Consider the following 22199-nt stretch of genomic DNA (forward strand, 5'->3'; position numbering starts at 1 on the left):
GTGGCATTCGGGTGACCAGCTTCACCGCACCGGGCGAGTGATTCCGGCCCGCTGGGCCACGGTCACTCAGCTTCGCTGGGCTACGGCGACCGCCCGCGCCCGAGCCTCCCGCAGCACCTGGATCAGCAGCGCCTCCCGGGCCGGACCGCCCTGGCCCGACGTCCCCACCGCCATCGCGTGCCACAGGAACGCCAGCTCGCTCACCGCGGCCTGATACTCCCCCACCGCCCGCGCGGCCGCCCGCCCGGACCGCGCGCGCACCTTCCTGCGCCACTTCCGCCGCCCGGTCAGGCTCGCCAGCAGGGCCACCTCGGAGGCCACGATCCAGTTCGACTCCACCATCGCGGGCAGCGCGGCGGCGACGATGCGCTGCTCGCGCTTGCGGTGCCAGTTGACGAACAGGGCGACCACGACGAACAGCGGCACCATCACCAGGAAGTACATGCTCAGGAACGTCGTGGCCGACCCGAGAGTCGCCGAGCCGTTCCACAGCGCGTGCAGCAGCACGGCGGCGAGGTAGCCGCCCAGCGGAGCCAGAATGCGCACGGCCCGCGTGGTGGACCGGGCGGCGACGCCAACACCGATGCCGATCATGACCGTGAACAACGGATGCGTGAACGGCGACACCACGCCACGCAGGATGAACGCGGCCAACACCCCAGGGGTGGTGCTGTCGCCGAACCCGTACTCGGCGAACGCGCGGCCGAAGTAGTAGATGTTCTCCATGAAGGCGAACCCGGCCGCGACGAACCCCGCGTAGACGATCCCGTCGACCAGGCCGTCGAACTCGGCGCGCAGGAACAGGTAGATCCCCAGCACGAAGACGCCCTTGGCCGCCTCCTCGAACAGCGGTGCCGACACCACGGCGCTGATCTTGTCGCCGTTGCCCTTGCCGAGCAGCAGGTCGCCCACGGCCTCCGCGGTGTTGTTGATCAGCAGCGCGGTCAGCGTCGCCCCGCACGCGCCCCACCCGAAGGCCAGCCACAGCCACCGGGCGGGCTCCGGCTCCCACCGGTCCAGCCACAGAAACGCCGCCACCACCGGCCCGACCGGCAGCAGCGCCGCCCCGACCCCCACCAACTCCGCGACCAGCCCCACCCGCGCGGTGCTCACCGCGAGCAGCGTCAGCCCGCACCCCGCCAACACCACCAACCCCGCCACGGGAAGCAACACGGTCAGTCGACGGGGCGTGTGGCGGGATAAGGGCTGCTCAGACACGGAAGGTGATCATAGAGCCAACCGGAGTCCTACCCCACGGCATGATCCACTCACTCGTCGTCCCGCCGCCGACGACGGCGCGGACTCGCCACCGCCCCGTTGGCGGCCAGCAACTCGCTCACCGACTTCCCGGAAGCGTGCGACCCGGTCTCCGCGGGCGCGTCGTCGGCCCGCCGCCTGCGGCCCCCGCCGTCGTCCTCGTGCAGCGCCCGCCTGCCAGCGGTCTCCGGCGCGGCCCGCCGCCCCGCGGCGTCCTCGTCCGGCGCCGCCCGCCGCCCGGCGCCGTCGTCGCCCGGCACCGCCTGCCGCCCCACACCCTCATCGCCCGGCAACGCGTGCCGCCTCGCGCTCTCATCGTCGGGCGACACCCGCCGCTCCACGCCCTCGCCCGGCAACGCCCGCCGTCCCACGCTCTCGTCGGGCAATGCCCGCCGTCCCGCACCCTCGTCGCCCGGCAACGCCCGTCGTCCCAGGCTCTCGTCGGCGGGCAACACCCGACGCCCCGCGCCCTCGTCGGGCAATGCCCGCCGTCCCACACCTTCGTCGCCCGGCAACACCTGTCGTCCCGGGCTCTCGTCGGCGGGCAATGCCCGCCGTCCCACGCCCTCGTCGGGCAATGCCCGCCGCCCCCGGGTCTCCGGGGCAGCCCGCCGCCCGGTGGGCGCGGTCTCCGCGTGGTGCCCGCCTGCCTCCCCGCCGTGCCGCCCGACCGGCTCGTCCACGGCGTGCCGGGTGACCGCCTGACCGCCCGCAGCCGCAGCCCGCCGGGCTTCGTCCACGGCGGCAGCGGCGGGGTTGACCGGCGGGAACGTCCCGGTGATCGCGCGACGGCGGCCGCCCTCCTGGGGCCGCGCTGGCTCGTCGGGAAGCGGTTCCTGGGGCCAATCAGCCGGGTGCCCCTGGTGCTGCGGGGCCCCCGAGTGCTGTTGTGCGGAGACACGGGACTGTCCCGCCGCCGTCCCGGCCGCGCTCGGCGCGCCCGCTTGATGCGCGGCGCCCCGAGCGGCCGCGTGACCACCCCGGGCAGCCTCCTGCCGATCCGGGTCCGCTCCCCCACGAGCGCTCGTCCGGTTCTCCCGTGCCCCGCCTGCCGCCGCCTGCTCGCTCCCCTGGCCCCCACCGTGGGCGGCTCTGGCCGCGGGCTGGTCCGCGTTCTGCCTGCCGGGGGCCATCCGGGCCGCATCCGCGTTCGGCTGCACGGGGGGAATCCTGGCCGCGGTCTGCTCAGGGGCCTGCCGCCCGGGGGCCTGGTCCGCGGCGGGTCGGGCAGCGGGGGTGCGGGGCGGGTTCGGCTGGACGGGGGCCATGCCCACGGCGGTCCGGTCGGCCTGCGGCTGGACCGGGTGGAGGCGCGCCGAGGTGCGCTCGGCGTCGCCCGCGTCGGCGGGCTGGGTCTGTCGGTTCTGCTGGGCTGACCGGTCTTGCGGCGGCCGGTTCTGCGGGCCGCCCGGAAGATTCTGGCTGGTTCGCGGGTGGCTCTCCGCGGCCCCGGGAACGGGGAACTCCTGGCTGTTCCGCGGCGGCGCCATCGCCTGGGTGGACTGGCCCACCGCCGACCGCGGCCGCTGCGGAGCACCTCGACCGGGCTGACCGTCCGCGGCGTAGTCCGCCCGCGCCCCGGCCCCCGGTCTGCTTAACGACTCGGTGCTCCGGCCCGCGCGCGCCTCGGGCTGCGGCGCGCGGCGGCCGTCCCCCAGCCGCTCGGACACCTCCGAGCCGGGCCGCCCGGGGTCGCCCTGGCCAGCGCCCGCGCGGGCTTCCGGGCGCTGCGGAACCGGCATCGCCTGGCTCTTGGCCGCGTCCGCGCGCCCCGGGACGGGCATCCCCTGGCCGCCCCGGTCCGGCTCATGGCCGGTGCGCGCACGCTGCGATTCCCGCGCGGCCTTGAGGCCGGGGACGCGGTGCTCGCCGGACTCCCAGGACGGGGTCCAGTCGGGGTCGATGCGCTCGTTCTCGACTCCGTCGCCGGGACCTGCCGAGTCCACCGAGAACCAGCGGTCGGACCTGCCGCGCGCGTCGGTGCGGACGCGTTCGATCAGCTCGGTCTCCGGTTCGCTGGACGAGGCCGCCGAGAGGCGGCGGAGCTGGCCGTTGCGCCGGGAACCGAGCACCGGGGAGTCCTGGGCGCCTGCGCGCATGCGGGTGGCCTCGGCGTGCAGGGCGAAGCGCTCCACCAACACTTCGCCCCCGAGCAGCTTCTCCAGGTTCTCGCGCATCGCCCGCAGCTCCTCGCGCAGCGCGGCGAGATCGTCGCGGGCCTTCTCCTCGGCCTTGCGCTGGGTCTCGGCCTCGATCTCCAACTCGTACTCGCGGCGGGCGGCGATCTCGCGTTCGAGTTCGAGTTGGTAGACCTCCTGCAGCTCGGCGGCCTCCTCGGCGCGGTCGACGACCTGCCTGCGGTACTTCGCGGCGACGAACGCGCCCGCCAGCGCGGCCCACAGCGCGGCGACGACCCCCAGCCGCAGCCAGCGCACCGAGTCGCTGAGCACCAGCACGGCGGTGGAGGCGACGGCCAACCCCAGCGCGGCGAAGAGCAGAACGCGCGCGCCGGATGAGCCTGCGTCCTGATCTTCGGCGGATTCGGTCCGGGCCGTCATGGGCACTACCGTACCGGTCCGTTATCTTGACGAGACCAAACGGATGCCCCGTTGTTTACCGCGCGCCGTCGCGACGCTGGTCATTCGGATCGTCGGGCGTCCGGCAACATGACTCTAGCCACAACGCCGCACCGATCAAGGCGGCCGCGCACAGCGCCCCGATCACCGCGCTCGGGACGTCGCTCTTGGCCGCTTCGACCTGTCCGCTTTCCGGCAGCACATAGGCCAGGACGCCCAGCCAGGCGCCGAGCATAATCGCGCCCAGCAGCGACGAGGCCTTCGCCAGCGCGACCGCGCGGGCCGCGCTCAGCGCCTGCACCACCTTGCCCGGCGTCGTGCGCCGAATGCGGGCGCGCAGCGCGAACCCCAGCGCGGTCTCCGCGATCGCCAGGACGAGCAGCGTGACCCCAGCGAGCGTCGGCAGCGGAACCAGGTCGCCGTAGAACAGCCGGAAGGCGAGGTGCACAATCACGGCGGTGAGCACGCCCGCGGGCACCAGGTCGCGCGGCTTGGTGAACCTCACGGCAACTCCAGGTCGTCACGCCTGCGGACACCGGCGCTGTCCAGGCCCGCGAGCAGCGCGCGGGCGCTGCCGTGGCCGGGGACCTCGGCGTCCGGCTCGATGTCGAGCCAGGGCACGAGCACGGTGGCCCGCTCCGGCGTGCCCGGATGCGGGAGCAGGAGTTCCGGGTCGTCGCTGCGCACCCCGTCGACGGTGACCACGTCCACGTCCAGGGTCCGCGGGCCCCAGCGCCGCTCGCGCACCCGGCCCGCCCGGTTCTCCAGGTCCTGGCCGCGGCGCAGCCAGCCCCACGCGTCGGTCGCGTCGTCACGCACGATCAGCACCGCGTTAAGGAAGTCGGGCTGGTCGGTGACGCCCCAGGCGGCCGTCTCGTACACCGGGGACACCGCGACGAGCACGTCGGCGAGGCCGTCAACGGCCACCCGCAGGTTGGCGAGCCGGTCGCCCAGGTTCGACCCGATGGACAGCACGGCCCTGGTCACCGGCGCGCCCGCCGGGACCGCCGCACGGTGACCGCCACGTCCGCGAAGGACAGCGGGATCGGCGCGCTCGGCTTGTGCAGGGTGACCTCGACGGCGTGCACGCGGTCGTCGGCCATCTCGCCCTCGGCGATCTCGGCGGCGACGGTCTCGATGAGGTCCCGCGACGGGCCCGCGACGATCTTCGCGGCCCGCTCGGCGAGTTCGCCGTAGTGCACGGTGTGCCGCAGGTCGTCGGTGGCCGCGGCCCGGTCGAGGTCGATCCACAGGGTGATGTCCACGACGAACTCCTGCCCGTCGCGTTTCTCGTGGTCGAACACGCCGTGGTTCCCGCGCACGCGCAGCCCGGTGAGGGTAATCCGGTCAGTCATTCCTGCCTTCCCTTCGGGGCTCCCGTCATGGCGGCGGCCACCGCCACCGCGTCGAGTGATCGGTCCACGTCGTGCACCCGCACGCCCCAGGCGCCCGCCGCGGCGACAAGCGCCGACACGGCCGCGGTCGCGTCCTCCCGGCCGTCCGGCGGGCGGGGCACGCCGTCCTTGGCGAGCAGGGAGCCGAGAAAACGCTTGCGGGACGCGCCGACCAGCACCGGGAACCCCAGTTCGAGCAGCGCGCCGAGGTCGCGCAGCAGCGCCCAGTTGTGCTCGGCGTTCTTGGCGAACCCGAGCCCGGGGTCCAGCGCGATGGCCTGCTCGGACACCCCGGCCTGCAACGCGGCGTCCACCCTGGCCAGCAGCTCGGCGCGCACTTCGGCGACGACGTCGACGTAGTCGGCGAGGGCGTCCATGTCCCGGCTGTGCCCGCGCCAGTGCATCAGAATCCACGGCACGCCCGTCTCGGCCGCGACCCGCGCCATGTCCGGGTCGGCGAGCCCGCCGGACACGTCGTTGATCACGGTGGCGCCCGCGGCGACCGCGGCCTCGGCCACCCGCGCCCGGGTGGTGTCGACGCTGACCACGACCCCCGCCGCGACCAGTTCCCGGATGACCGGGACCACCCGCGCGGTCTCGGTCTCGGCGTCGACCCGCCCCGCGCCCGGCCGGGTGGACTCCCCGCCCACGTCGATCAGGTCGGCGCCCCGCGCCCAGGTGTCCAGGCCGTGCGCGATGGCGTCGCCCCGGTCGAGGTAGCGGCCCCCGTCGGAGAACGAGTCCGGGGTCACGTTGAGCACCCCCATCACCGCGCACCGGCCGGGGCTGGGCAGGAGAGTCACCGGCTGCGCCCGCTGATCAGCTGCAACGCCTCGGCCCGCGACGACGGGGAGGTCTGCAGCAGGCCGCGCAGCGCGGAGGTGGTCGTGCGCGCCCCCGGTTTGCGGATGCCGCGCATCGCCATGCACAGGTGCTCGGCCTCGATGACCACGATCGCCCCGAGCGGGTCCAGCTTGCGCATCAGCGCGTCGGCGATCTGCGAGGTCAGCCGCTCCTGCACCTGCGGGCGACGGGCGTAGAGGTCGACCAGGCGGGCCAGTTTCGACAGCCCGGTCACCTTGCCGTGCTCATTGGGGATGTAGCCGACATGCGCGACCCCGTGGAATGCCACGAGATGATGTTCGCAGTTGTGCGCCAGGTGCCCGGCGATCAGGAAAGTCGGGTGTGGGTCGCAGGTGAAACTGTGCACGGTGTGCGTCCCGGAACCCGGCACTTCCCGAACCGACTCGACCCGGGCCCATTCCGACTCGGCCAGCACCGTCCCGTGCGACCGCTGGTCGAACCCGTGCCTGCGCGTCCAGGCGTCGGCCGCCGGGAGCGCCGCCGCGAGCACCGGCCTCCTCGCGCTGGTCAGCCCGGTTTTCCGGGAGGCGAGACCGGCCTCGGGGGTCCATTCGATGAACGTTCCGGCGACGTCCTTGGCCTCCCGCCACCCGTCCGGGGTGGCCATCGGGTGGTCCGGGGTCACCGTGAACGCGCCGCCCGCCGTGGTGACCTCGACCAGTCCCCTGGCCTCGCGGGCGCTGACCTCGACAACGGAAGTCGGTTCCACGGTCCCGTTCGCCAGGGTCCACAGCTGGTCGCCGACGCGGACATCGGCCGCCCGCTTCCGCCCGCCGACCGCGTTCACGGTCTGCGCGCTGGGAACGCAGGTCGAGTACATCGGGATATCGGTGACGAGGACAAGTTCGTCGTGGCTCTCGTCAAACGTCTTGTCCAGAACGGAATCCGGGTCGATGTAGAGGCCCGCGAACAGCTCAGCGTAGGCCCGAGCCACCCGGGCCGGGGTCTCCAACAGCCCGTCGCGGTCGGGGTCCTCACCGCAGGCGATGAGCAGTTCGCGGACGGCCTTCTCAGCCCGGTCCTTGTCGAACACCGGGGCCGAGGCGAAACCCGCCCCGGCCCCGTCGCTGCTGGTCGTCATCGGCGCCTCCGCAGATCGTCGCGGCTGAATGCCGCCACCATCGCATTAGGAACCGTTGGCGCGTCCATCGGAGTCCTGATCCCGGCCAGTGGGACCGTGCGGCCGCTCGCCGTGCTGGTTCGCCTCGTTCTGCCGCTCACCCCACGACGGCTGCCACGACTGGTGCGGGCCGCCCTGCGGGTGCCCCGGGGTCGTCGCCGGGGTCCACCCGGGCGGCGCGCCGTAGTGCGGCGGGCCGTCGCGCCTGCCGGTGTGCTGCTGCGGCGGCTGGCCGTACGGCGGCGGCTGCTGCCCATAGGGCGGCGGCTGCGCCCCGTACGGACCGGGCTGGCCGTACGGCGGCGGCATCCCGTTGGGGCCCGCGCCGTTGCCCGGGGCGCCCGGCGGAAGCTCCGGGTTGGTCCTGGGCGGGCCGCCGGGCAGGTCGCCCGCGCCCGGGATGGCCGCGACCGGGGTCGGCACCGGCTCCCGGTCGGTGTCCTCCGGCCACGGCTCGCCGCGTTCCTTGGCCAGCTCGCGCGGGGTCTTGATCGGCGGCTTGTCGGACGGGGTGCGCTCGCCGAAGTCGTTGAACGCGGTGATCCGGGGCCGCTTCTCGACCCGGGAGAAGATCCGCTCCAGGTCCTTGCGGGTGAGCGTCTCCTTCTCCAGCAGCTCGACAACCAGGTCGTCCAGCACGTCGCGGTAGGTGTTCAGCACGTCCCACGCCTCGGTGTGCGCGGCCTCGATGAGCTTGCGCACCTCCTCATCGATCTCGTGCGCGACCTCAAGGGAGTAGTCCGGCGCGTGGCCCATGGAGCGGCCAAGGAACGGGTCGCCCTGGTCCTGGCCGTACTTGACCGCGCCCAGCCGGGCGCTCATGCCGTACTCGGTCACCATCGCCTTGGCGATCTTGGTGGCCTGCTCGATGTCGCTGGAGGCGCCCGTGGTCGGCTCGTGGAACACCAGTTCCTCCGCCGAGCGACCGCCGAGGGCGAACACCAGCCGGGCGATCATCTCCGAGCGGGTCATGAGCTGCTTGTCGTCCTCGGGGACGACCAGCGCGTGTCCGCCGGTGCGCCCGCGCGGCAGGATCGTGAGCTTGTAGACCGGCTCCAGGTCGGGCATCGCCCACGCGGCGAGCGCGTGCCCGCCCTCGTGGTAGGCGGTGATCTTCTTCTCCTTGTCGGAGATGATCCGGCTCTTGCGCGCCGGGCCGCCGATCACGCGGTCGACCGACTCCTCCAGCGCGGCTCCGGTGATCAACGCCCCGTTCTGCCGGGCGGTCAGCAGCGCCGCCTCGTTCAGCACGTTCGCCAGGTCGGCGCCGGACATGCCCACGGTGCGCTTGGCCAGGCTGTGCAGGTCGGTGTCCGGGGCCATCGGCTTGCCCTTGGCGTGGACCTCCAGGATCTTCTTGCGGCCCAGGAGGTCGGGCGCGGACACCGGGATCTGCCGGTCGAACCGGCCAGGGCGCAGCAGCGCCGGGTCCAGGATGTCCGGGCGGTTGGTGGCCGCGATCAGGATGATGCCGCCGCGCGCGTCGAATCCGTCCATCTCGACCAGCAGCTGGTTGAGGGTCTGCTCGCGCTCGTCGTGCCCGCCGCCGAGGCCAGCGCCGCGCTGGCGGCCGACCGCGTCGATCTCGTCCACGAAGATGATGCACGGGGAGTTCTGCTTGGCCTGCTCGAACAGGTCGCGGACGCGGGAGGCGCCGACACCGACGAACATCTCCACGAAGTCCGAGCCGGAAATCGAGTAGAACGGCACCCCGGCCTCACCGGCGACCGCCCGCGCGAGCAGCGTCTTGCCGGTTCCCGGCGGCCCGTAGAGCAGCACGCCCTTGGGGATCTTCGCGCCGAGGGCCTGGTAGCGGGCCGGGTTCTGCAGGAAGTCCTTGATCTCGTAGAGCTCCTCGACCGCCTCGTCCGCGCCCGCCACGTCGGCGAACGTGGTCTTCGGCATGTCCTTGGGCAACTGTTTGGCCTTGGACTTGCCGAAGTTGAGGACCCGGTTGCCGCCGCCCTGGACGTTGTTCATCATCCACATGAGCAGCAGCAGGAGCAGGCCAAGCGGGATCAGGAAGATCAGGATCTGGGTCAGGAACGAGTCCTGGGTGACGCTGGTCTTGAACTCGGTCCCGGTCTTGGCGATCAGGGCCTCGTAGACCTGGGAGGTCGCCCCGGCCGGGTACTGCGCGAGGATCTGGGTGACCTGCTGCCCGTCGTGGTCGATCGGGTTGTTCAGGGTCAGCTTGAGTTGCTGCTCTTTGTCGCCGAGTTCGGCAACCTTGACGTTGCCCGCTTGGATCTGCGCGACGGCCTTCGACGTGGGCACCGAGGTGTAGCCACGCGTGTCGTCGAACAGCATGCTGAAGGCGAAATAGATCAGCAACACCGCCACGATCCACAGCAGCGGGTTGCGAAGCAGGCGCTTGCGGTCCATTCACTTACGGCCGCGACGCGGCCTCCACCCTCCCTGACTTGCATGTGAGGGCAATGACGACCCATTACCCGGCCGGACGAGGCATTCCGGTCTCACCAGAGTACCGTCCGCACGGACGCCCTCACCGCGCGAAGTGCCGGCTTGGGTGCCCATGGTTGACAACGTGGAGCCGCCGGGCATGGTTCCCGGCAGCTCAGCGCGCTGGCGCGGTCACCTCCGCGACCAGTTCGGCCACCCGGTGCCGGAAGGTGGGCGCGTCCGCGGGGGCCACGGTCACCCAGTCCTGCCCGTCGCGGCCGCGGCGCATGGTGCTGAGGTAGCGGCCGGAGGGCTTGTCGAACCAGGACAGCACCCGCCCGCGCTTGCGCCCGCCCATCCGGTCGCGGCTGGTGGCCGCGAGCTGGCCGCCCCGCAGGTTCGGCGACGACACCAGCCTGGCCAGCGCCTTCTTGGTGTCCTCCGCGGCGACGCCGTTGCCGCGCCCGCCCGCGGCGAACTCGGCAGCGGGCAGCGAAATGGAGGTCTCACTGCCGCGCGGCGCGCCCGGCAGCATCCCCACGACCTCGGTGACCAGCGCTTCCGCCCGGAACGGGGTGAGCCGCAGACCGCCACCGGCCTGCACGGCCAGGACCCCGCTGCCACCGGCCACCGCGGCGAACGCGGCCACTGCGGGCCCGCCGACCTCGGGCAGGAACACCGAGTCGATCGAGATCTCCGGCCGCGCGATCAGCGCCAGCGACCGCTCGATGTGCGCCTCGACCCGCCCGGTCCGGTCCAGCAGCCCCCGCTCACGCAGTTCCTCGTGGACGCGCCTGCGCAACAGCGACCGCTCGTCCACCGTCGCCCCGTGCGACCGGACCTCCAGCGGATACGGCAGGTCGCCCGCGCCCAGGGCCTCCCAAAGAAAGTCGAGCGCCAACGGACTCAGCGTCTCGGCTGCTTGCACGGTCATGCGGCCACCTCACTGCCTCGGCGACCCCGCACACCCACGCGCCCGCTCACCCCATCCATCTGGTGGCCCCGCACACCCGCGCACCGCGTCGACAACTCGCCCGCGCATTCGCTCACCAGGGCCCGCCCACTCATCCGGCCACGCCACGCGCCCGCGCGCTCGGCCAACGGCTCGCTCATTGGCCGATCACCGGGGGCGCGGTGATCTGGTCGGTGCCGAAGGTGTCCTCCGGGTCCGGCTCGATCAGGTACGAGGGACGCTGGTGCTCGGTGTCCTCGTCGCCCTGCCCTCGGCCGCCGCCAGCGCCCGCGCCCATGCCGGACGCGTTGCGCCCGCCGGTGCCCGCGCCCTGGCCCTGGCGAGCCCGCGCGGCTTCCTCGGCCGCCGTGAGCCCCGGGCCACCGGGACGGCCGCCGTGCCCGTCCGGGTCGCCCGCGGCGAAGGCTCCCGCGCCGCCGCGCGCGCCGAGCCCGGCTCCGCCTCGGCCGCCAGCGCCACCGACGCCGCCACCCGGCCCGAAGCCGCCGCGGCCACCGGCGAAGGGCCCGCCCGCGAAGCCGCCGCCCTGCCCGCTGAGGTTGGGGTTGGCCCCGGTGGCGGAGAAGTTCGGCACATGGGTGCTGCTGTTGGGCGGCGTGTAGCCCGCCGCGTTGGTGCCGCTGGACAGCCCGCCGGGGGTCTGCGCGCCGGGAAGCGCGGGAGTCTGCGGGTTGTGCGGGGTGTAGGGGGTGTGCCCACCCGGCCCGCCGGGCGTGAGGCCCGCTGGGCTGGTGTGGTGGGAGCCGCCGGGGGTGAGGTCGGCGCCGCCACCGGGGCCCGCGCCGTAGGGGACCCCGCCGCCGCCGTGGAACCCGCCGTCGCCACCCCCGCCTTCGATCCGGGTCTGCGGCGGCACGAACGACGGCGTCGCCGAGTCGACGGCCGTCATCGCCTGGGTGTAGTTCTCCAGGTAGGTGACCTGCTCCTGCTTGACGGCCTTGGCCTCCTCCGCCTTCGCCGCCATGTCGGCCATGCCCGCGATCGGGTTGGGGTTGGCCAGCGCCTTGTTCAACTCGGTCGACGCGTCGAACTCCACCGGCTGCGGCAGGTTCTTCACCGCGGCCGCCGCCGTCGCCTGCCGGGCCATGGCCGTGCCCATGTACTGCGCGGTGATCCCCGCCTGCCCGGCCTGCGCCGCCAGCGGCGTCAACGCCTGCCGCGCCGAGTCGGCTGCGGCGCCCTGCCAGGCGTGCTCCAGCTTGGCGACCGCTTCGTAGAGCCGGTTGGCGGCCTCGATCAGCCGGTTGCCGCTCTCGTTGAAGCCACGGCCGAGGGCGTCAGCGGTGGTGGGGTTGTTGAGCTGCGTGGCGGCCGCGAACAGCTCAGTGCTCGTCCGGCTCGCCCAGTTCTGCGGCACGACCACCCGGTCGTCGCCCATCCGCACCTCTGGCGCCAGCTTCGCGGCCTGGCTCGCGGCGATGCTCTGCTGGATCTCGTGCCCCGTCGAGCGGTCTTCCTGCGGCATGTTGCGCTGGCCCCGCTGCACGTCAGCGGCGCGGTCGCCCGCGTACTCCTGGGTGCCGTACCGATGCTCTCCGCCGTTGGGCGCCATCTCTCCCCCTAGCCCTGAACCTTGGGAATCACGATATTCGCCAGCTTCTGCGCCAGCTCGCACTTGTCGTACTTGCCCCTGCCACCGGAAAGCAGAGACACCCCCGTCGCCACGGTCGACTTCCCGCCATTGATCCTGGTGAGCACCTGACAAAGACCATAGGGCTCGTTCAACTGCAACACGGCAGGCAGCCCCGCGACCTCGATGTTGGTGTTGGTGATCCCCTCACCAGTGCGGTTCCCTTCCACGGACGAGTCCGGCCCGAAATCAATTCCGACCACGGTGTCACCGCGCCACTGGCATTGCGGATTTCCGCTCAAGCCGTTATAGGTGGGTTTCGGGTTCGCGGCGCCGAATTGCGCCACCTCGTCCGCGGTGAGCAGCTCGCAGAGTTCGGTGTTGGTGAAGGTGGATTTCTTCACGGGAGCCGAGGACTGTGCGGTCGCCGAGGTCGGTGCGGACGCGGAAGGTCCAGTCGTCGGCTCAGCGGCGCTGGACTCGGCTGGAGCCGCGCCGGGCGTGCCCGCCACGGGGTCGCCGCAACCGGCGGCGAGCAGGAGCGCGGACGACAGCAGCACCGCGCGTGCGAGATATCGGGCCACGCTAGCTATCCCCTGTACTTGGCAGCGTTGCCTTGGTCGGTGTGCTGGTAGTTGGCGATGGCCTGTTTGAGGGCGTTCTCCGCGGTCTCGGCCTGCTCCATGAGTTTCCCGAGCGCGACGTAGAGGGAGTCCGCCCCCTGCAAACGATCGATCGACTTGCGCGCCATGGCCTCGCCGACCGGATTCGCGCCCAACTCCACGACCGGGTATCCAATGCCCATGTTCTGGGCCACCATCGTCAGTTCGTCGCGGACGCTGCCGATCTCGGTGAGGGCGGCCTGGGCGGCGTCCGGGTCGATCGAGACCATGCCGCTGGCCGCGGCGCCCGCGAAGGCGCTGACGGCGGCGCCGATCCCACCACTGGCGTCGTACACGTTCGTCTCCCCTACGTTCCCCAGCGAGTTCCCCAACGAGTTCCCCGACAACCCCTGGCCAGGACTCCTGACCTTGCTCCGAGGCTAACGCACTCGACCACGCCCCGGGCAGAGATCGGCGCAACCTGTGGATAACTCGGTCTCAGGACGTGTAGACCCGGGGTTCCAGGGTGCCGATGTAGGGCAGGTCGCGGTAGCGCTCGGCGAAGTCGAGGCCGTAGCCGACGACGAACTCGTTGGGGATCTCGAAGCCGACGTACTTGACCGGGACCTCGACCTTGACCGCGTCCGGCTTGCGCAGCAGCGTGCACACCTCCAGGGAGCGCGGGTTGCGCGAGGCGAGGTTCTTGAGCAGCCAGGACAGGGTGAGGCCGGAGTCGATGATGTCCTCGACGATGAGGACGTCGCGGCCCGCGATGTCGCGGTCGAGGTCCTTGAGGATGCGCACCACGCCGGAGGAGGACGTGGCCGAGCCGTAGGAGCTGACCGCCATGAACTCCAGCTGGACCGGGACGGGCAGCGCGCGGGCGAAGTCCGTCATGAACATGACCGCGCCCTTGAGGACGCCGACCAGCACCAGGTCGGCTCCGTTGTCGGGGTAGTCGTCCGCGACCTGCTTGGCAAGGTCCGCGATCTTCTCATCGATCTGCTGCTCGGTGATGAGCACGGAGGCGATGTCGCCGTCGTACACGGTTCCCCTCTCAGGTTTCCGGACCTTCGCAGGTGAGCCTGCCATGCGCGCGGCGTGCCACCAAGCCGCCCGGCAGGGCCACCCCGCGCTGGCCCCGCCAGCGGCCGACGAGGTCGTCGGCGGCGCGCAGGTGGGCGTCGGTGAGTTCGGGCACGCCCGCCTCGGTGAGCCAGCGGCGCAGGACGCGTCTGCGCAGCGCGGGCGGGGCGTCGGCGAGGTCGGCGACGCGCAGGGCCGCGCCGTCGCCCGCGCGGGCGCGCAGGTCGGCGGCGAGGTGGTCGAGGGCGGCGAGGTCGTCCTGGAGCTGGGCGCCGGTCCTGGCCAGGGCTTGGGCGACACCGCCCTGGAGGACGTCTTCGAGCAGGGGCAGCACTTCGCGGCGGAGGCGGACGCGGGTGAAGCGCGGGTCTTCGTTGTGCGGGTCGCGCCAGGGGGCCAGGCCGAGGGCGGCGCAGGCGGCTTCGGTGGTGGCGCGGGTGACGGTGAGCAGCGGCCGGGCCCAGGGCGGGTCGATGGGGCGCATACCGGCGATGGACCGCGGGCCCGATCCCCGGCCAAGGCCGAGCAGCACGGTCTCGGCCTGGTCGTCCAGAGTGTGGCCGAGCAGGACCAGGTGCGGGCCCGCGGCCGCGCGCAGGGCCGCGTAGCGGGCGCGGCGGGCGGCCGCCTCCAGCCCGCCCGCGCCGCCGACCACGACCGGGAGGACGCGGACGTCGGCCAATCCGAGCGCGGTGAGCTGGTCCGCGGCGCGCGCGGCGACCTCGGCCGACCCGGGTTGCAGGTTGTGGTCCACGATCAACCCGTCGACTCTGAGGCCGCTCTTGGCCCCGACGTGCTGTGCGGCCGCCGCTAACGCGAGGGAGTCAGCGCCGCCGGACACGGCTACCGCGATTCGGTCTACCGGGCAGGCTTTCGCCAAGAGCGCGCGTACGGCCACACGGATCTCGGCGACCGCGGGATGAGGTTTGCCCCCACTCACGAGGGCGAGACGCGGCGCACCCACGCCTGCGGGTCGCTCAGCTCCGAGCGCAGCGGCAGGGTCTCCGGCGAGGTCCAGATCGTGTTGAACCGCTCCATGCCGATCTCGCCCACCACGTGCGCGGTGAACTTCGCGCCGACCGCGTACTGCTTCATCTTCGCGTCCACGCCCAAGAGGCTGCGCAGAATCCTGTCGAGCAGCCCGCCGCCGCGTCGGCGCACGGTGAAGCGCTCGCGGATAGTCGCGACGGTGGGCACCACCATCGGGCCGACAGCGTCCATCACGTGGTCGGCGTGGCCTTCCAGCAGCGTGGAAAGCGCGATCAGCCGGTCGAACACCGCGCGCTGGGCGGGCGACTGGAGCAGCTCCATCACACCCATCGGCCCGGAGGACGCGGTCGGGTCCGGCTTGGCGCGCGCGGCCCGCACCAGCTCGGGAAGCCTGCTGAGCGCGCTGTTGGCGCTGTCGTCGAGACCGGAGATGAACGTCGAGACCTGGTTCTGGAAGTACTCGCGCAGCCACGGCACGGCGGTGAACTGCAACCGGTGGGTGCACTCGTGCAGGCACACCCACATGCGGAAATCCTCCGGCGGCACGTCGAGGGCCTGGTGCGCCGCGACGATGTTGGGCGCGACCAGCAGCAGCCTGCCCGCCTCGCCGTCACCGAAGGGGTCGTACTGGCCGAGCACCCGGCTGCCCAGGTACGCCAGGACCATGCCCGCCTGCACGCCCGCGGTGCCCGCGAGGACGCCGCTGACGACCTTGTCGGGCCTGGTGGGCAGCGCGCCGGAGGTGAGCGTGGCGATGCTGTGCGCCGCCGCGCCGATCCAGCCGTCCCGGTCCACGACGTCGCCACCGAGCAGCGGCAGCCCCGCGCCGAGCCCGGTGAGACCGCGCACGTGCGCCTCGGCTTCCGCGGTGACCTCGCGCAGCCTGGCCACGGTGTGCTCGGCCTCCTGCCGGGGCACCGACGGCCCCGGCCGGACCAGGCGGCGCGCGGTCGAGACCGCGAGGTCCCAGTCGACCGGCGAGACCCCGCCCGGTGTGGCCACTTCCGCGCTCGTCGCCCCGTTCACATCCGCGACGCTACCGGAGCCGAGTGAACCTCACCGACAGCCGCACTGGCGCAGCGTCGCCGCGATGGTGTCCAGCGCGGGCTGCGCGGTGCCGGACTGCGAGCCGTTGGACATCAGCGCGAACACCAGCAGCCTGCCGTCGGTGTCGAGGACGACGCCCGCCAGGGAGTTGACGCCGGACAGGGTGCCGGTCTTGGCCCGGACCCAGCCCTTGCCGCCCGCGGCGCCCGGCCCCTGGTAGCGCCCGGCGAGCGTCCCGCTGCCCCCGGCGACCGGCAGCCCGCCCAGCAGCGGCCGCAGCTTCGCCGTGCGCGGGTCCTTCCCGTCCGGAGCCGCGGCAACCCGCAGCACGTCGGCGAGCAGCGCGGCCGAGACCTTGTTCAGCACGGACATCCCGCTGCCGTCGCTCAACTCCAGGCTGCCCACGTCGAAGCCGTTGGCGCGCAACGTGTCCGCCACGGCCCTGGTGCCGCCCGCGAACGAGGGCTCCTGCCCGGTGGCCCGCGCGACCTCGCGGATCAACGCCTCGGCGAGCACGTTGTCCGAGCGCTGCAACGTCGTGTCGACCAGCTCCACGATCGGCGCCGACCGCACCTCGCCGAGCACCTTCGCGTCCGGCTTGGCCCGCACTGTCGCCTTCGCCGGAACCGTCGCGCCGATCCGCTTGGCGAACTCCTCGGCGAGGGTGCGGGCCGGGTTGGCCGAGCGCGGCGACACCGCCTTGGTCGGGTCCGCCCGCCCGCCGTCGAGCATCGCGGGCACCATCGGCGCGATGTGCCCGGCGGCGACGTCGAGCGGGTCCCAACCCTGGGCGGAGCTGTCACCGGTGTAGCGGTCGAGGTCGAGCAGCACGGTGTCGACCGGCCCGGACGCCTTGACCTGGGCCACCAGGTCGTCCAGGTGGGCGGCGCCCGGGAAGACGGTGTTCTTCCCGGCGGGCAACGACGAGAGCGTCGGGTCGCCACCGCCGATGATCACGACGGTGCCGGGTTTGTCACCCGCCACGACCCGGGTCGTCAACTGACTGGCGTGCGGCAAGACCAACAGCGCGGCGGCGGAGGTCAAGATCTTCGTGGTAGACGCGGGAACCAAGGTGGTCTCCGCGTTCTGTGCGAACAAGACCTCACCGGTAATCGGGTCTACCACCGAACCGGTAAGCGTGCCGAGAGCCGGGTCGCTCGCGGGCCCGGCAAGCGCCGCCCGGACCCCGGCCGCGGTCGGCGCCGGGGCGTTGGCTCCGGGACCGCGCAGCGCGGGCATGAACTGCACCGGAGCCCCCGGCGGCGCGGTGGCCACCGAGGACTCGCCGCCCAGCCCGAGCTTGGCCGCGAGGCCCGGCACCAGGAACACCGCCGCCGCGGCGACGGCGATCACGGCCACGATCGCCACCGCGACCAGCCGCCCCTTGCGCCGGGGCTCCTCGATCCGCTCCCTCGGCTCGACCCGCTCCGGCATGGCCCGCTCGTCCGCCTCGTCGGCGGGCTCCCGGGGGATGGCGGGCAGGCTGATGATCTGGGTGCGCTCCGCGCCCCGCTCGGCCGTGGCGGCGCCGTTGCCCGCATGGCCGTTGCCCCGCCCGTCCAACCCGGTGTCCGGCGCGTCCCGGCGGATGGTCGAGTGACCGTTGCTCCGGCTGTCGGGCAGCGCACCGGACCCGTTGTCCGAGCCCCGCCCGGGCGTCGGCACGTCCCGGCGAGTGGCGGCATGGCCGTTGCTCCGACCATCAGCGGGCGACCCCGCGCCCGAATCCGGCCCAGGAAGCCGACGGGTAGTCGACTGGCTGTCGGCGCCCGGCCCGGTAGGGCTGTCGGCGACCGGGGGAACCCCGGAATTGCCGGGGCCACCCGGTCCGCCTTCGCTTGGCCCGACGAAGCCCACGGGCCGCGGGCGGTCGGCCGGGGCGCCGGGGCGCGGGGCGTTCGGGGGCAGGCCGTGGGGTCGAGGGGCGAGGGGCGGGCGGCCGGGAGAGCCGGGTCGGATCGTCGGCGGGCGCAGGGCGCCGGGCGGGCGTCCACCGGCGTCCGGCCTGCGCGGCACGGGCGGTTTGGGCGCGGGGACGGTGGTGCCCGCGTCGTCGTCGAAGGGCCGCTCGGTGAAGCGGGTGGGAGTGTCGGCGAGCCGGTCGACCGGCGCGGTGTAGCGGGTGGGCGGGTCGACAGGCTCCGCGAACCGCGTCGGCGGGTCAAGGTCGTCGTCCGCGGGCTCGGCGAGCCCCGAGTCACCGAACGGATCAACGGGCACGGCGAACCGCGTCGGGGAATCGAACCCGTCGTCGGCAGGCTCGGAAGTCGAGTCCGCGACAGAACCGACTGGTTCCGCGAAACGCGTCGGCGGATCAAAATCGTCGCCCGACTCGACAAGCCCAGAAGGGGCCCCCACGAAACGCGTCGGCGGATCAAAGTCATCGCCCGACTCGACAAGCCCAGAAGGGGCCCCCACGAAACGCGTCGGCGGATCAAAATCGTCGCCTGGCTCGACAAGCCCAGAAGGCGCTTCCACGAAACGCGTCGGCGGATCGAAGTCGCCGTCCGGCTCGACAAGACCGACAGGCGCGTCGGCGAACCGCGGTTCAAGACCGTCGTCATCCGGCTTGACAAGCCCGGCGGGCTCCTCGGCGAACCGCGTCGGCGCATCGGCCGCGTCCTCTGACGAGTCGGCAGGCTCGTCACTCGGCGCGGCGAACGCAGCGGTCGAAGCCGAGGACTCGTCGTGGCTCGCGCGCCAGTCGGTGGCCTCCTCGACCGGTTCGGCGAACCGGGCAGGCGAGTCGGCGTGATCAGCGACCGCGTCCGTGAAGCGGGTCGGCTGCTCGACGGGCTCGGGGAAAAGCGTCAGCGCGTCGTCGGCGTCGGCGCCCTGGGCGGGTCGGGCGAACTCGTCGGTCGACCCGGCATCGGAGTCGGGTGTGTCGGCGCCGCTGTCGACCGGTGGCGCGAAGAGGGTCAGCGGTTCGACAGCGCTGTCTACCGATTCGGCGGGCTCGCTCGCCCGCTCGGGCTCTGGTTCCGGCGAAGAATCTGCTGGTTCGGCGCTGTCCTCGTCATTGAGCGAAACCTCAAGCTCAGTCGAGGGCTCGTGACCGGCTGCCTCCAGTTCGGACTCAACGCGATCACCCTCGACCGACACGGGTTCAATCGGCTCACCACCATCGGCGGGCGTCCCCGGCTCACCTGCCACCGACTGCGCCGTGGACGCCTCAGCAGGCTCCCGCTCGGCGCCTTGCTCACCCAGGTCCGCCTCGGCGGACACCGACTCAGCGGAAACCCGCTCGACAGACTCCTCGGGCACCCGCTCAGGGGACTCCGTGGTCACCGGCTCACCAGGCGCCCTCGCACCGGCCTCCGGCTCCGCAGGCTCCAGCGCCGCTTCGCCTGACTCAGCAGGCCCCCGCCCAGCAGAGTCGGCGGCCACCTGCTCCGCGGCCCCAGCGGTCACCGACTCGGCCGACGCCCGCTCAACGGACTCCAGCTCCGCTGGGCCTGGCTCGGCAGACACCCGCTCACTGGCCACCGACTCCACCGCACCGGACTCGGCAGGCACCCGCTCAGCACGCGCCAACTCGGCAGACGCCAGTTCCGCAGAATCGGCGGGCACCTGCTCCCCAGATTCAGCGGCCACCGACTCGGCCGACGCGCGCTCAGCACCCACCGACTCGGCAGACGTCAGCTCCGCTGCGCCTGACTCGACAGGCGCCCCCTCGGTCGAGTCGCCACGCGCCGACTCGACAGACGCAGGTTCCACAGAATCAGCGGACACCGGCGCCGCAGCCCCATCAGACACCGATTCAGCAGGCACCCGCTCATCGGAGCCCGCCCCAGCAGAATCCAACCCGGCGTCCGATTCGACGGACACCGGCCCAACGGAGTCCGAGTCGGCAAAGCCCGACTCAGTGGACACTCGCTCGGAGCCCGACTCGGCGGACACCAGCCCAGCAGATTCCGGCTCGGTGCCCGAGTCGGCGGACACCCACCCAGCAACGTTCGACCCAGCGAAGCCTGACCCAGCGGACACCGGCCCGGCAGAGCCCGCCCCAACAGAATCCGACTCGGTGTCCGAGTCAACGGACACCGACCCAGCAGTACCCGACCCAGCAGTACCCGACCCAGCGGAGCCCGGCCCAGCGGACACCGGCTCCGCAGAGCCCATCCCAACAGAATCCGACTCGGTATCGGAGTCGGCGAACACCCACCCAGCAACGTCCGACCCAGCGAAGCCTGGCCCAGCGGATACCGGCTCGGCAGAGCCCGACCCAGCAGAAGCTGACTCGGTGCCGGAGTCGGCGGACACCGACCCAGCAGCGTCCGACCCAGCGGAACCCGACCCGGCGAAGCCCGGCCCAGCGGAACCCGACCCAACAGAATCCGACTCGGTGCCGGAGTCGGCGGACACCGACCCAGCAGCATCCGACCCAGCGGAACCTGGCCCAGCGAAGCCCGACCCAGCGGACACCGGCTCGGCGGAGCCCGCCCCAGCAGAAGCTGACTCGGTGTCGGCGTCAGCGGACACCGACTCAGCAGCGTCCGGCCCAGCGGAGGTCGACTCGGCGGACACCGGCCCAGAGCCCGGCTCGGTGGAGTCCGGCCCAGCGGAGTCCGGCTTGGTGGGCGGCGGATCTTCCGCGGCCGTGGCCTGCGTTGTCTCGGAAGCGTCGGCGGAATCCGCGGCGGCTGGGTCGTCGGCTTCGGTGGTGGGCCAGGGTGGGTCGGCAGGTTCACCCGGCTGAGTGGTGGCGGTTTCGGGCGTGTCGCGGGCCTCGGCGACGTGGGACTCGTCACGTATCGGCCGCGCTGGCGGTGTCTCCGGGGCATCCGGGTCGGACGGCGCGGATTCGTCGTCGTCCTGGGCGGGCCAGAGGGCCTCGTCGGCGGCGGGCCAGGCTGGGGTCGCGTCGTCCACGGCAGGTGGACGTTTGTGCTGGTCACCAGGTTGCCGCAGGGAAGCGTCCTGATCATGCCCGACGGGCTGGTCCTGCTCGGGCACGCGCCTTCCTCCCCTGGCAGCGGTCGAACGTCACACCCGTCGCCGTCGGTATCGGTGCGGGGTTCCGCAATGCCGTGGTCCACACTAGTGCCGTAACGAGGACAGCCGAGAGGAGCGAGGGACGGCGTGGAGTTCGACGTCACCATCGAGATCCCCAAGGGGAATCGCAACAAGTACGAAATGGATCACGAGACGGGGCGCATCAAACTCGACCGCACCCTCTTCACGGCGACCCAGTACCCGGCCGACTACGGCTTCGTGGACAACACCCTCGGCGAGGACGGCGACCCGCTCGACGCGCTGGTCCTGGTGATGGAGCCGACGTTCCCGGGCTGCCTGATCCGCTCGCGCGCCATCGGCATGTTCCGGATGACCGACGAGAAGGGCGGCGACGACAAGGTCCTCTGTGTCCCGTCGCACGACCCGCGCACCGAGCACCTGCGCGACATCCACCACCTGGCGGAGTACCACCGCCTGGAGATCCAGCACTTCTTCGAGGTCTACAAGGACCTGGAGCCCGGCAAGAGCGTCGAGGGCGCGAGCTGGGTGGGTCGGGTCGAGGCCGAGGCCGAGATCCAGCGGTCTTACGACCGGCTCAAGGAGTCGGGTCTCACCCTGCACTGAGTCAAGGCACGGCGAACGCCCCACACCGGCATGGTGTGGGGCGTTTGGTTTATCTCCGGGTCCACCGTAGGACGCCGACAGCGTCTACGTCGGCCCGGTAGCGCGCCACCAGGGGGCCCTTACCGTCGAGCAGGTCAGCGGTTTGCTCGACTAGGTCGGTCAGGGTCGCGGGGAGCGGTTCGAGGGGGCCTTCCTCCGGGTACTGGCCGAGGCCCCGCTCATCGAGGAAGAGCAGTGCGGTGGCATCGCGGGCGACCGGGACGTACCGGCCCTGCGCGGTGTCGCACGCGGTGCCGACGGTGGCGAGGATGTCGCGGACAGAGAGCAGGTCGTAGGACGGCGGCAGGGTGAACCCGCCGGAGCGGGTGCCGTTGTGCCGCTTGAGGGTGGCGACGAGTTCCGGCGGCAGCATGACGCCGATGTCGCGTTGCAGGGTCACCAGGTCGGCTTCGGTGGCGGCGCGGTTCCAGGCGGCGGCGGTGGCCGGGGCGTTGCGCAGCAGCCAGCCGTCGACGCGTTCCCAGGCGAGGGTGAGGCGGGCGGCGACGGCGGGCGGCGGCTGGGTCAGGGTGACCGGCCCCTCGCAGCCCGCTGCGCCGGTGGGCGCCTCGGCGGTGGGGGTCGGCCGCGCGGCGTCGCGGTCCCGGACGATGCCGATCGACAGCGCCAGGGCGATCACGAGACCGCCCACGACGAAGATCGCCAGCACGACACGCACGCGTCACCCCCGAGTG

The 22199-nt window shown here is 72.7% G+C and carries 18 protein-coding genes and 2 pseudogenes; 2 read left to right on the forward strand and 18 right to left on the reverse strand.

Features of this window, described 5'->3' with window-relative positions; genetic code table 11:
• Positions 1 to 66 precede the first annotated feature (66 nt).
• From ACZ6SD_RS06225 to dacB, 17 genes and pseudogenes are all read right to left on the reverse strand, one after another.
• Complete coding sequence (locus ACZ6SD_RS06225) at positions 67 to 1218, reverse strand: PrsW family intramembrane metalloprotease (RefSeq protein ID WP_465315831.1); 1152 nt, start codon at positions 1216 to 1218, stop codon at positions 67 to 69.
• Between the two features lie 50 nt (positions 1219 to 1268).
• Positions 1269 to 3815, reverse strand: coding sequence for a DUF6779 domain-containing protein (locus ACZ6SD_RS06230; protein WP_465315832.1), 2547 nt, complete (start codon positions 3813 to 3815; stop codon positions 1269 to 1271).
• A 55-nt stretch (positions 3816 to 3870) separates the two neighbouring features.
• Positions 3871 to 4338, reverse strand: coding sequence for a DUF3180 domain-containing protein (locus tag ACZ6SD_RS06235; RefSeq protein ID WP_465315833.1), 468 nt, complete (start codon positions 4336 to 4338; stop codon positions 3871 to 3873).
• Complete coding sequence (gene folK / locus ACZ6SD_RS06240; protein ID WP_465315834.1) at positions 4335 to 4820, reverse strand: 2-amino-4-hydroxy-6-hydroxymethyldihydropteridine diphosphokinase; 486 nt, start codon at positions 4818 to 4820, stop codon at positions 4335 to 4337. Before folK ends, ACZ6SD_RS06235 begins: the two co-directional genes overlap by 4 nt.
• A complete protein-coding gene (folB, locus tag ACZ6SD_RS06245; RefSeq protein WP_465315835.1) occupies positions 4817 to 5188 on the reverse strand; it encodes a dihydroneopterin aldolase in 372 nt (123 codons plus the stop codon). Before folB ends, folK begins: the two co-directional genes overlap by 4 nt.
• Positions 5185 to 6030: a dihydropteroate synthase gene (gene folP, locus ACZ6SD_RS06250; RefSeq protein ID WP_465315836.1), complete on the reverse strand. Its 846-nt coding sequence runs from the start codon at positions 6028 to 6030 to the stop codon at positions 5185 to 5187. The genes folB and folP overlap by 4 nt, the downstream gene beginning before the upstream one ends.
• Positions 6027 to 6374: pseudogene (gene folE / locus ACZ6SD_RS06255) on the reverse strand (GTP cyclohydrolase I); the annotation flags it as partial. The pseudogene folE and the gene folP, both read right to left, overlap by 4 nt.
• Positions 6375 to 6896: 522 nt before the next feature.
• Positions 6897 to 7172 (reverse strand): annotated as a pseudogene (locus ACZ6SD_RS06260) (GTP cyclohydrolase I); the annotation flags it as partial.
• Positions 7173 to 7217: 45 nt separating this feature from the next.
• The gene (gene ftsH / locus ACZ6SD_RS06265; RefSeq protein ID WP_465315837.1) at positions 7218 to 9596 is read right to left on the reverse strand and encodes an ATP-dependent zinc metalloprotease FtsH; all 2379 of its coding nucleotides are present in this window, start codon (positions 9594 to 9596) and stop codon (positions 7218 to 7220) included.
• Between the two features lie 193 nt (positions 9597 to 9789).
• A complete protein-coding gene (locus ACZ6SD_RS06270) occupies positions 9790 to 10548 on the reverse strand; it encodes an ESX secretion-associated protein EspG (protein WP_465315838.1) in 759 nt (252 codons plus the stop codon).
• A 175-nt stretch (positions 10549 to 10723) separates the two neighbouring features.
• Positions 10724 to 12139 (reverse strand): hypothetical protein, encoded by a 1416-nt coding sequence (locus ACZ6SD_RS06275; protein WP_465315839.1) that lies wholly within the window; start codon positions 12137 to 12139, stop codon positions 10724 to 10726.
• Positions 12140 to 12147: 8 nt separating this feature from the next.
• Positions 12148 to 12717, reverse strand: a complete 570-nt coding sequence (locus tag ACZ6SD_RS06280; protein WP_465315840.1) for a DUF3558 domain-containing protein — start codon at positions 12715 to 12717, stop codon at positions 12148 to 12150.
• Between the two features lie 29 nt (positions 12718 to 12746).
• Positions 12747 to 13115 carry a hypothetical protein gene (locus ACZ6SD_RS06285; RefSeq protein ID WP_465315841.1) on the reverse strand — a complete coding sequence of 123 codons (369 nt, stop codon included), beginning with the start codon at positions 13113 to 13115 and terminating at the stop codon, positions 12747 to 12749.
• A gap of 142 nt (positions 13116 to 13257) precedes the next feature.
• Positions 13258 to 13806 carry a hypoxanthine phosphoribosyltransferase gene (gene hpt / locus ACZ6SD_RS06290; RefSeq protein WP_465315842.1) on the reverse strand — a complete coding sequence of 183 codons (549 nt, stop codon included), beginning with the start codon at positions 13804 to 13806 and terminating at the stop codon, positions 13258 to 13260.
• A gap of 10 nt (positions 13807 to 13816) precedes the next feature.
• Positions 13817 to 14785, reverse strand: coding sequence for a tRNA lysidine(34) synthetase TilS (gene tilS, locus ACZ6SD_RS06295; RefSeq protein WP_465315843.1), 969 nt, complete (start codon positions 14783 to 14785; stop codon positions 13817 to 13819).
• Entirely contained in the window at positions 14782 to 15861 is a 1080-nt protein-coding gene (locus ACZ6SD_RS06300) for a zinc-dependent metalloprotease (RefSeq protein WP_465315844.1), read from the reverse strand. Before ACZ6SD_RS06300 ends, tilS begins: the two co-directional genes overlap by 4 nt.
• 30 nt (positions 15862 to 15891) lie before the next feature.
• Entirely contained in the window at positions 15892 to 19455 is a 3564-nt protein-coding gene (dacB, locus tag ACZ6SD_RS06305; RefSeq protein ID WP_465315845.1) for a D-alanyl-D-alanine carboxypeptidase/D-alanyl-D-alanine endopeptidase, read from the reverse strand.
• A gap of 673 nt (positions 19456 to 20128) precedes the next feature.
• Here dacB and ACZ6SD_RS06310 point away from each other — a divergent pair.
• Both ACZ6SD_RS06310 and ACZ6SD_RS06315 read left to right on the forward strand, forming a co-directional pair.
• Positions 20129 to 20584, forward strand: a complete 456-nt coding sequence (locus ACZ6SD_RS06310; protein ID WP_465315846.1) for a hypothetical protein — start codon at positions 20129 to 20131, stop codon at positions 20582 to 20584.
• Between the two features lie 383 nt (positions 20585 to 20967).
• A complete protein-coding gene (locus tag ACZ6SD_RS06315) occupies positions 20968 to 21465 on the forward strand; it encodes an inorganic diphosphatase (RefSeq protein ID WP_091456636.1) in 498 nt (165 codons plus the stop codon).
• Between the two features lie 49 nt (positions 21466 to 21514).
• On the opposite strand, the gene ACZ6SD_RS06320 is transcribed toward ACZ6SD_RS06315, so the two are convergent.
• On the reverse strand, positions 21515 to 22183 hold the full coding sequence (locus tag ACZ6SD_RS06320) for an SMI1/KNR4 family protein (RefSeq protein WP_465315847.1): 669 nt from the start codon (positions 22181 to 22183) through the stop codon (positions 21515 to 21517).
• Positions 22184 to 22199 lie beyond the last annotated feature (16 nt).

Source organism: Actinokineospora sp. NPDC051303, assembly GCF_055586285.1.

Coding starts and splice junctions, on each gene's coding strand:
- ACZ6SD_RS06230 (WP_465315832.1), bottom strand. CDS start 3,815: ATGACGGCCCGGACCGAATCCGCCGAAGATCAGGACGCAGGCTCATCC.
- folB (WP_465315835.1), bottom strand. CDS start 5,188: ATGACTGACCGGATTACCCTCACCGGGCTGCGCGTGCGCGGGAACCAC.
- ftsH (WP_465315837.1), bottom strand. CDS start 9,596: ATGGACCGCAAGCGCCTGCTTCGCAACCCGCTGCTGTGGATCGTGGCG.
- ACZ6SD_RS06270 (WP_465315838.1), bottom strand. CDS start 10,548: ATGACCGTGCAAGCAGCCGAGACGCTGAGTCCGTTGGCGCTCGACTTT.
- ACZ6SD_RS06275 (WP_465315839.1), bottom strand. CDS start 12,139: ATGGCGCCCAACGGCGGAGAGCATCGGTACGGCACCCAGGAGTACGCG.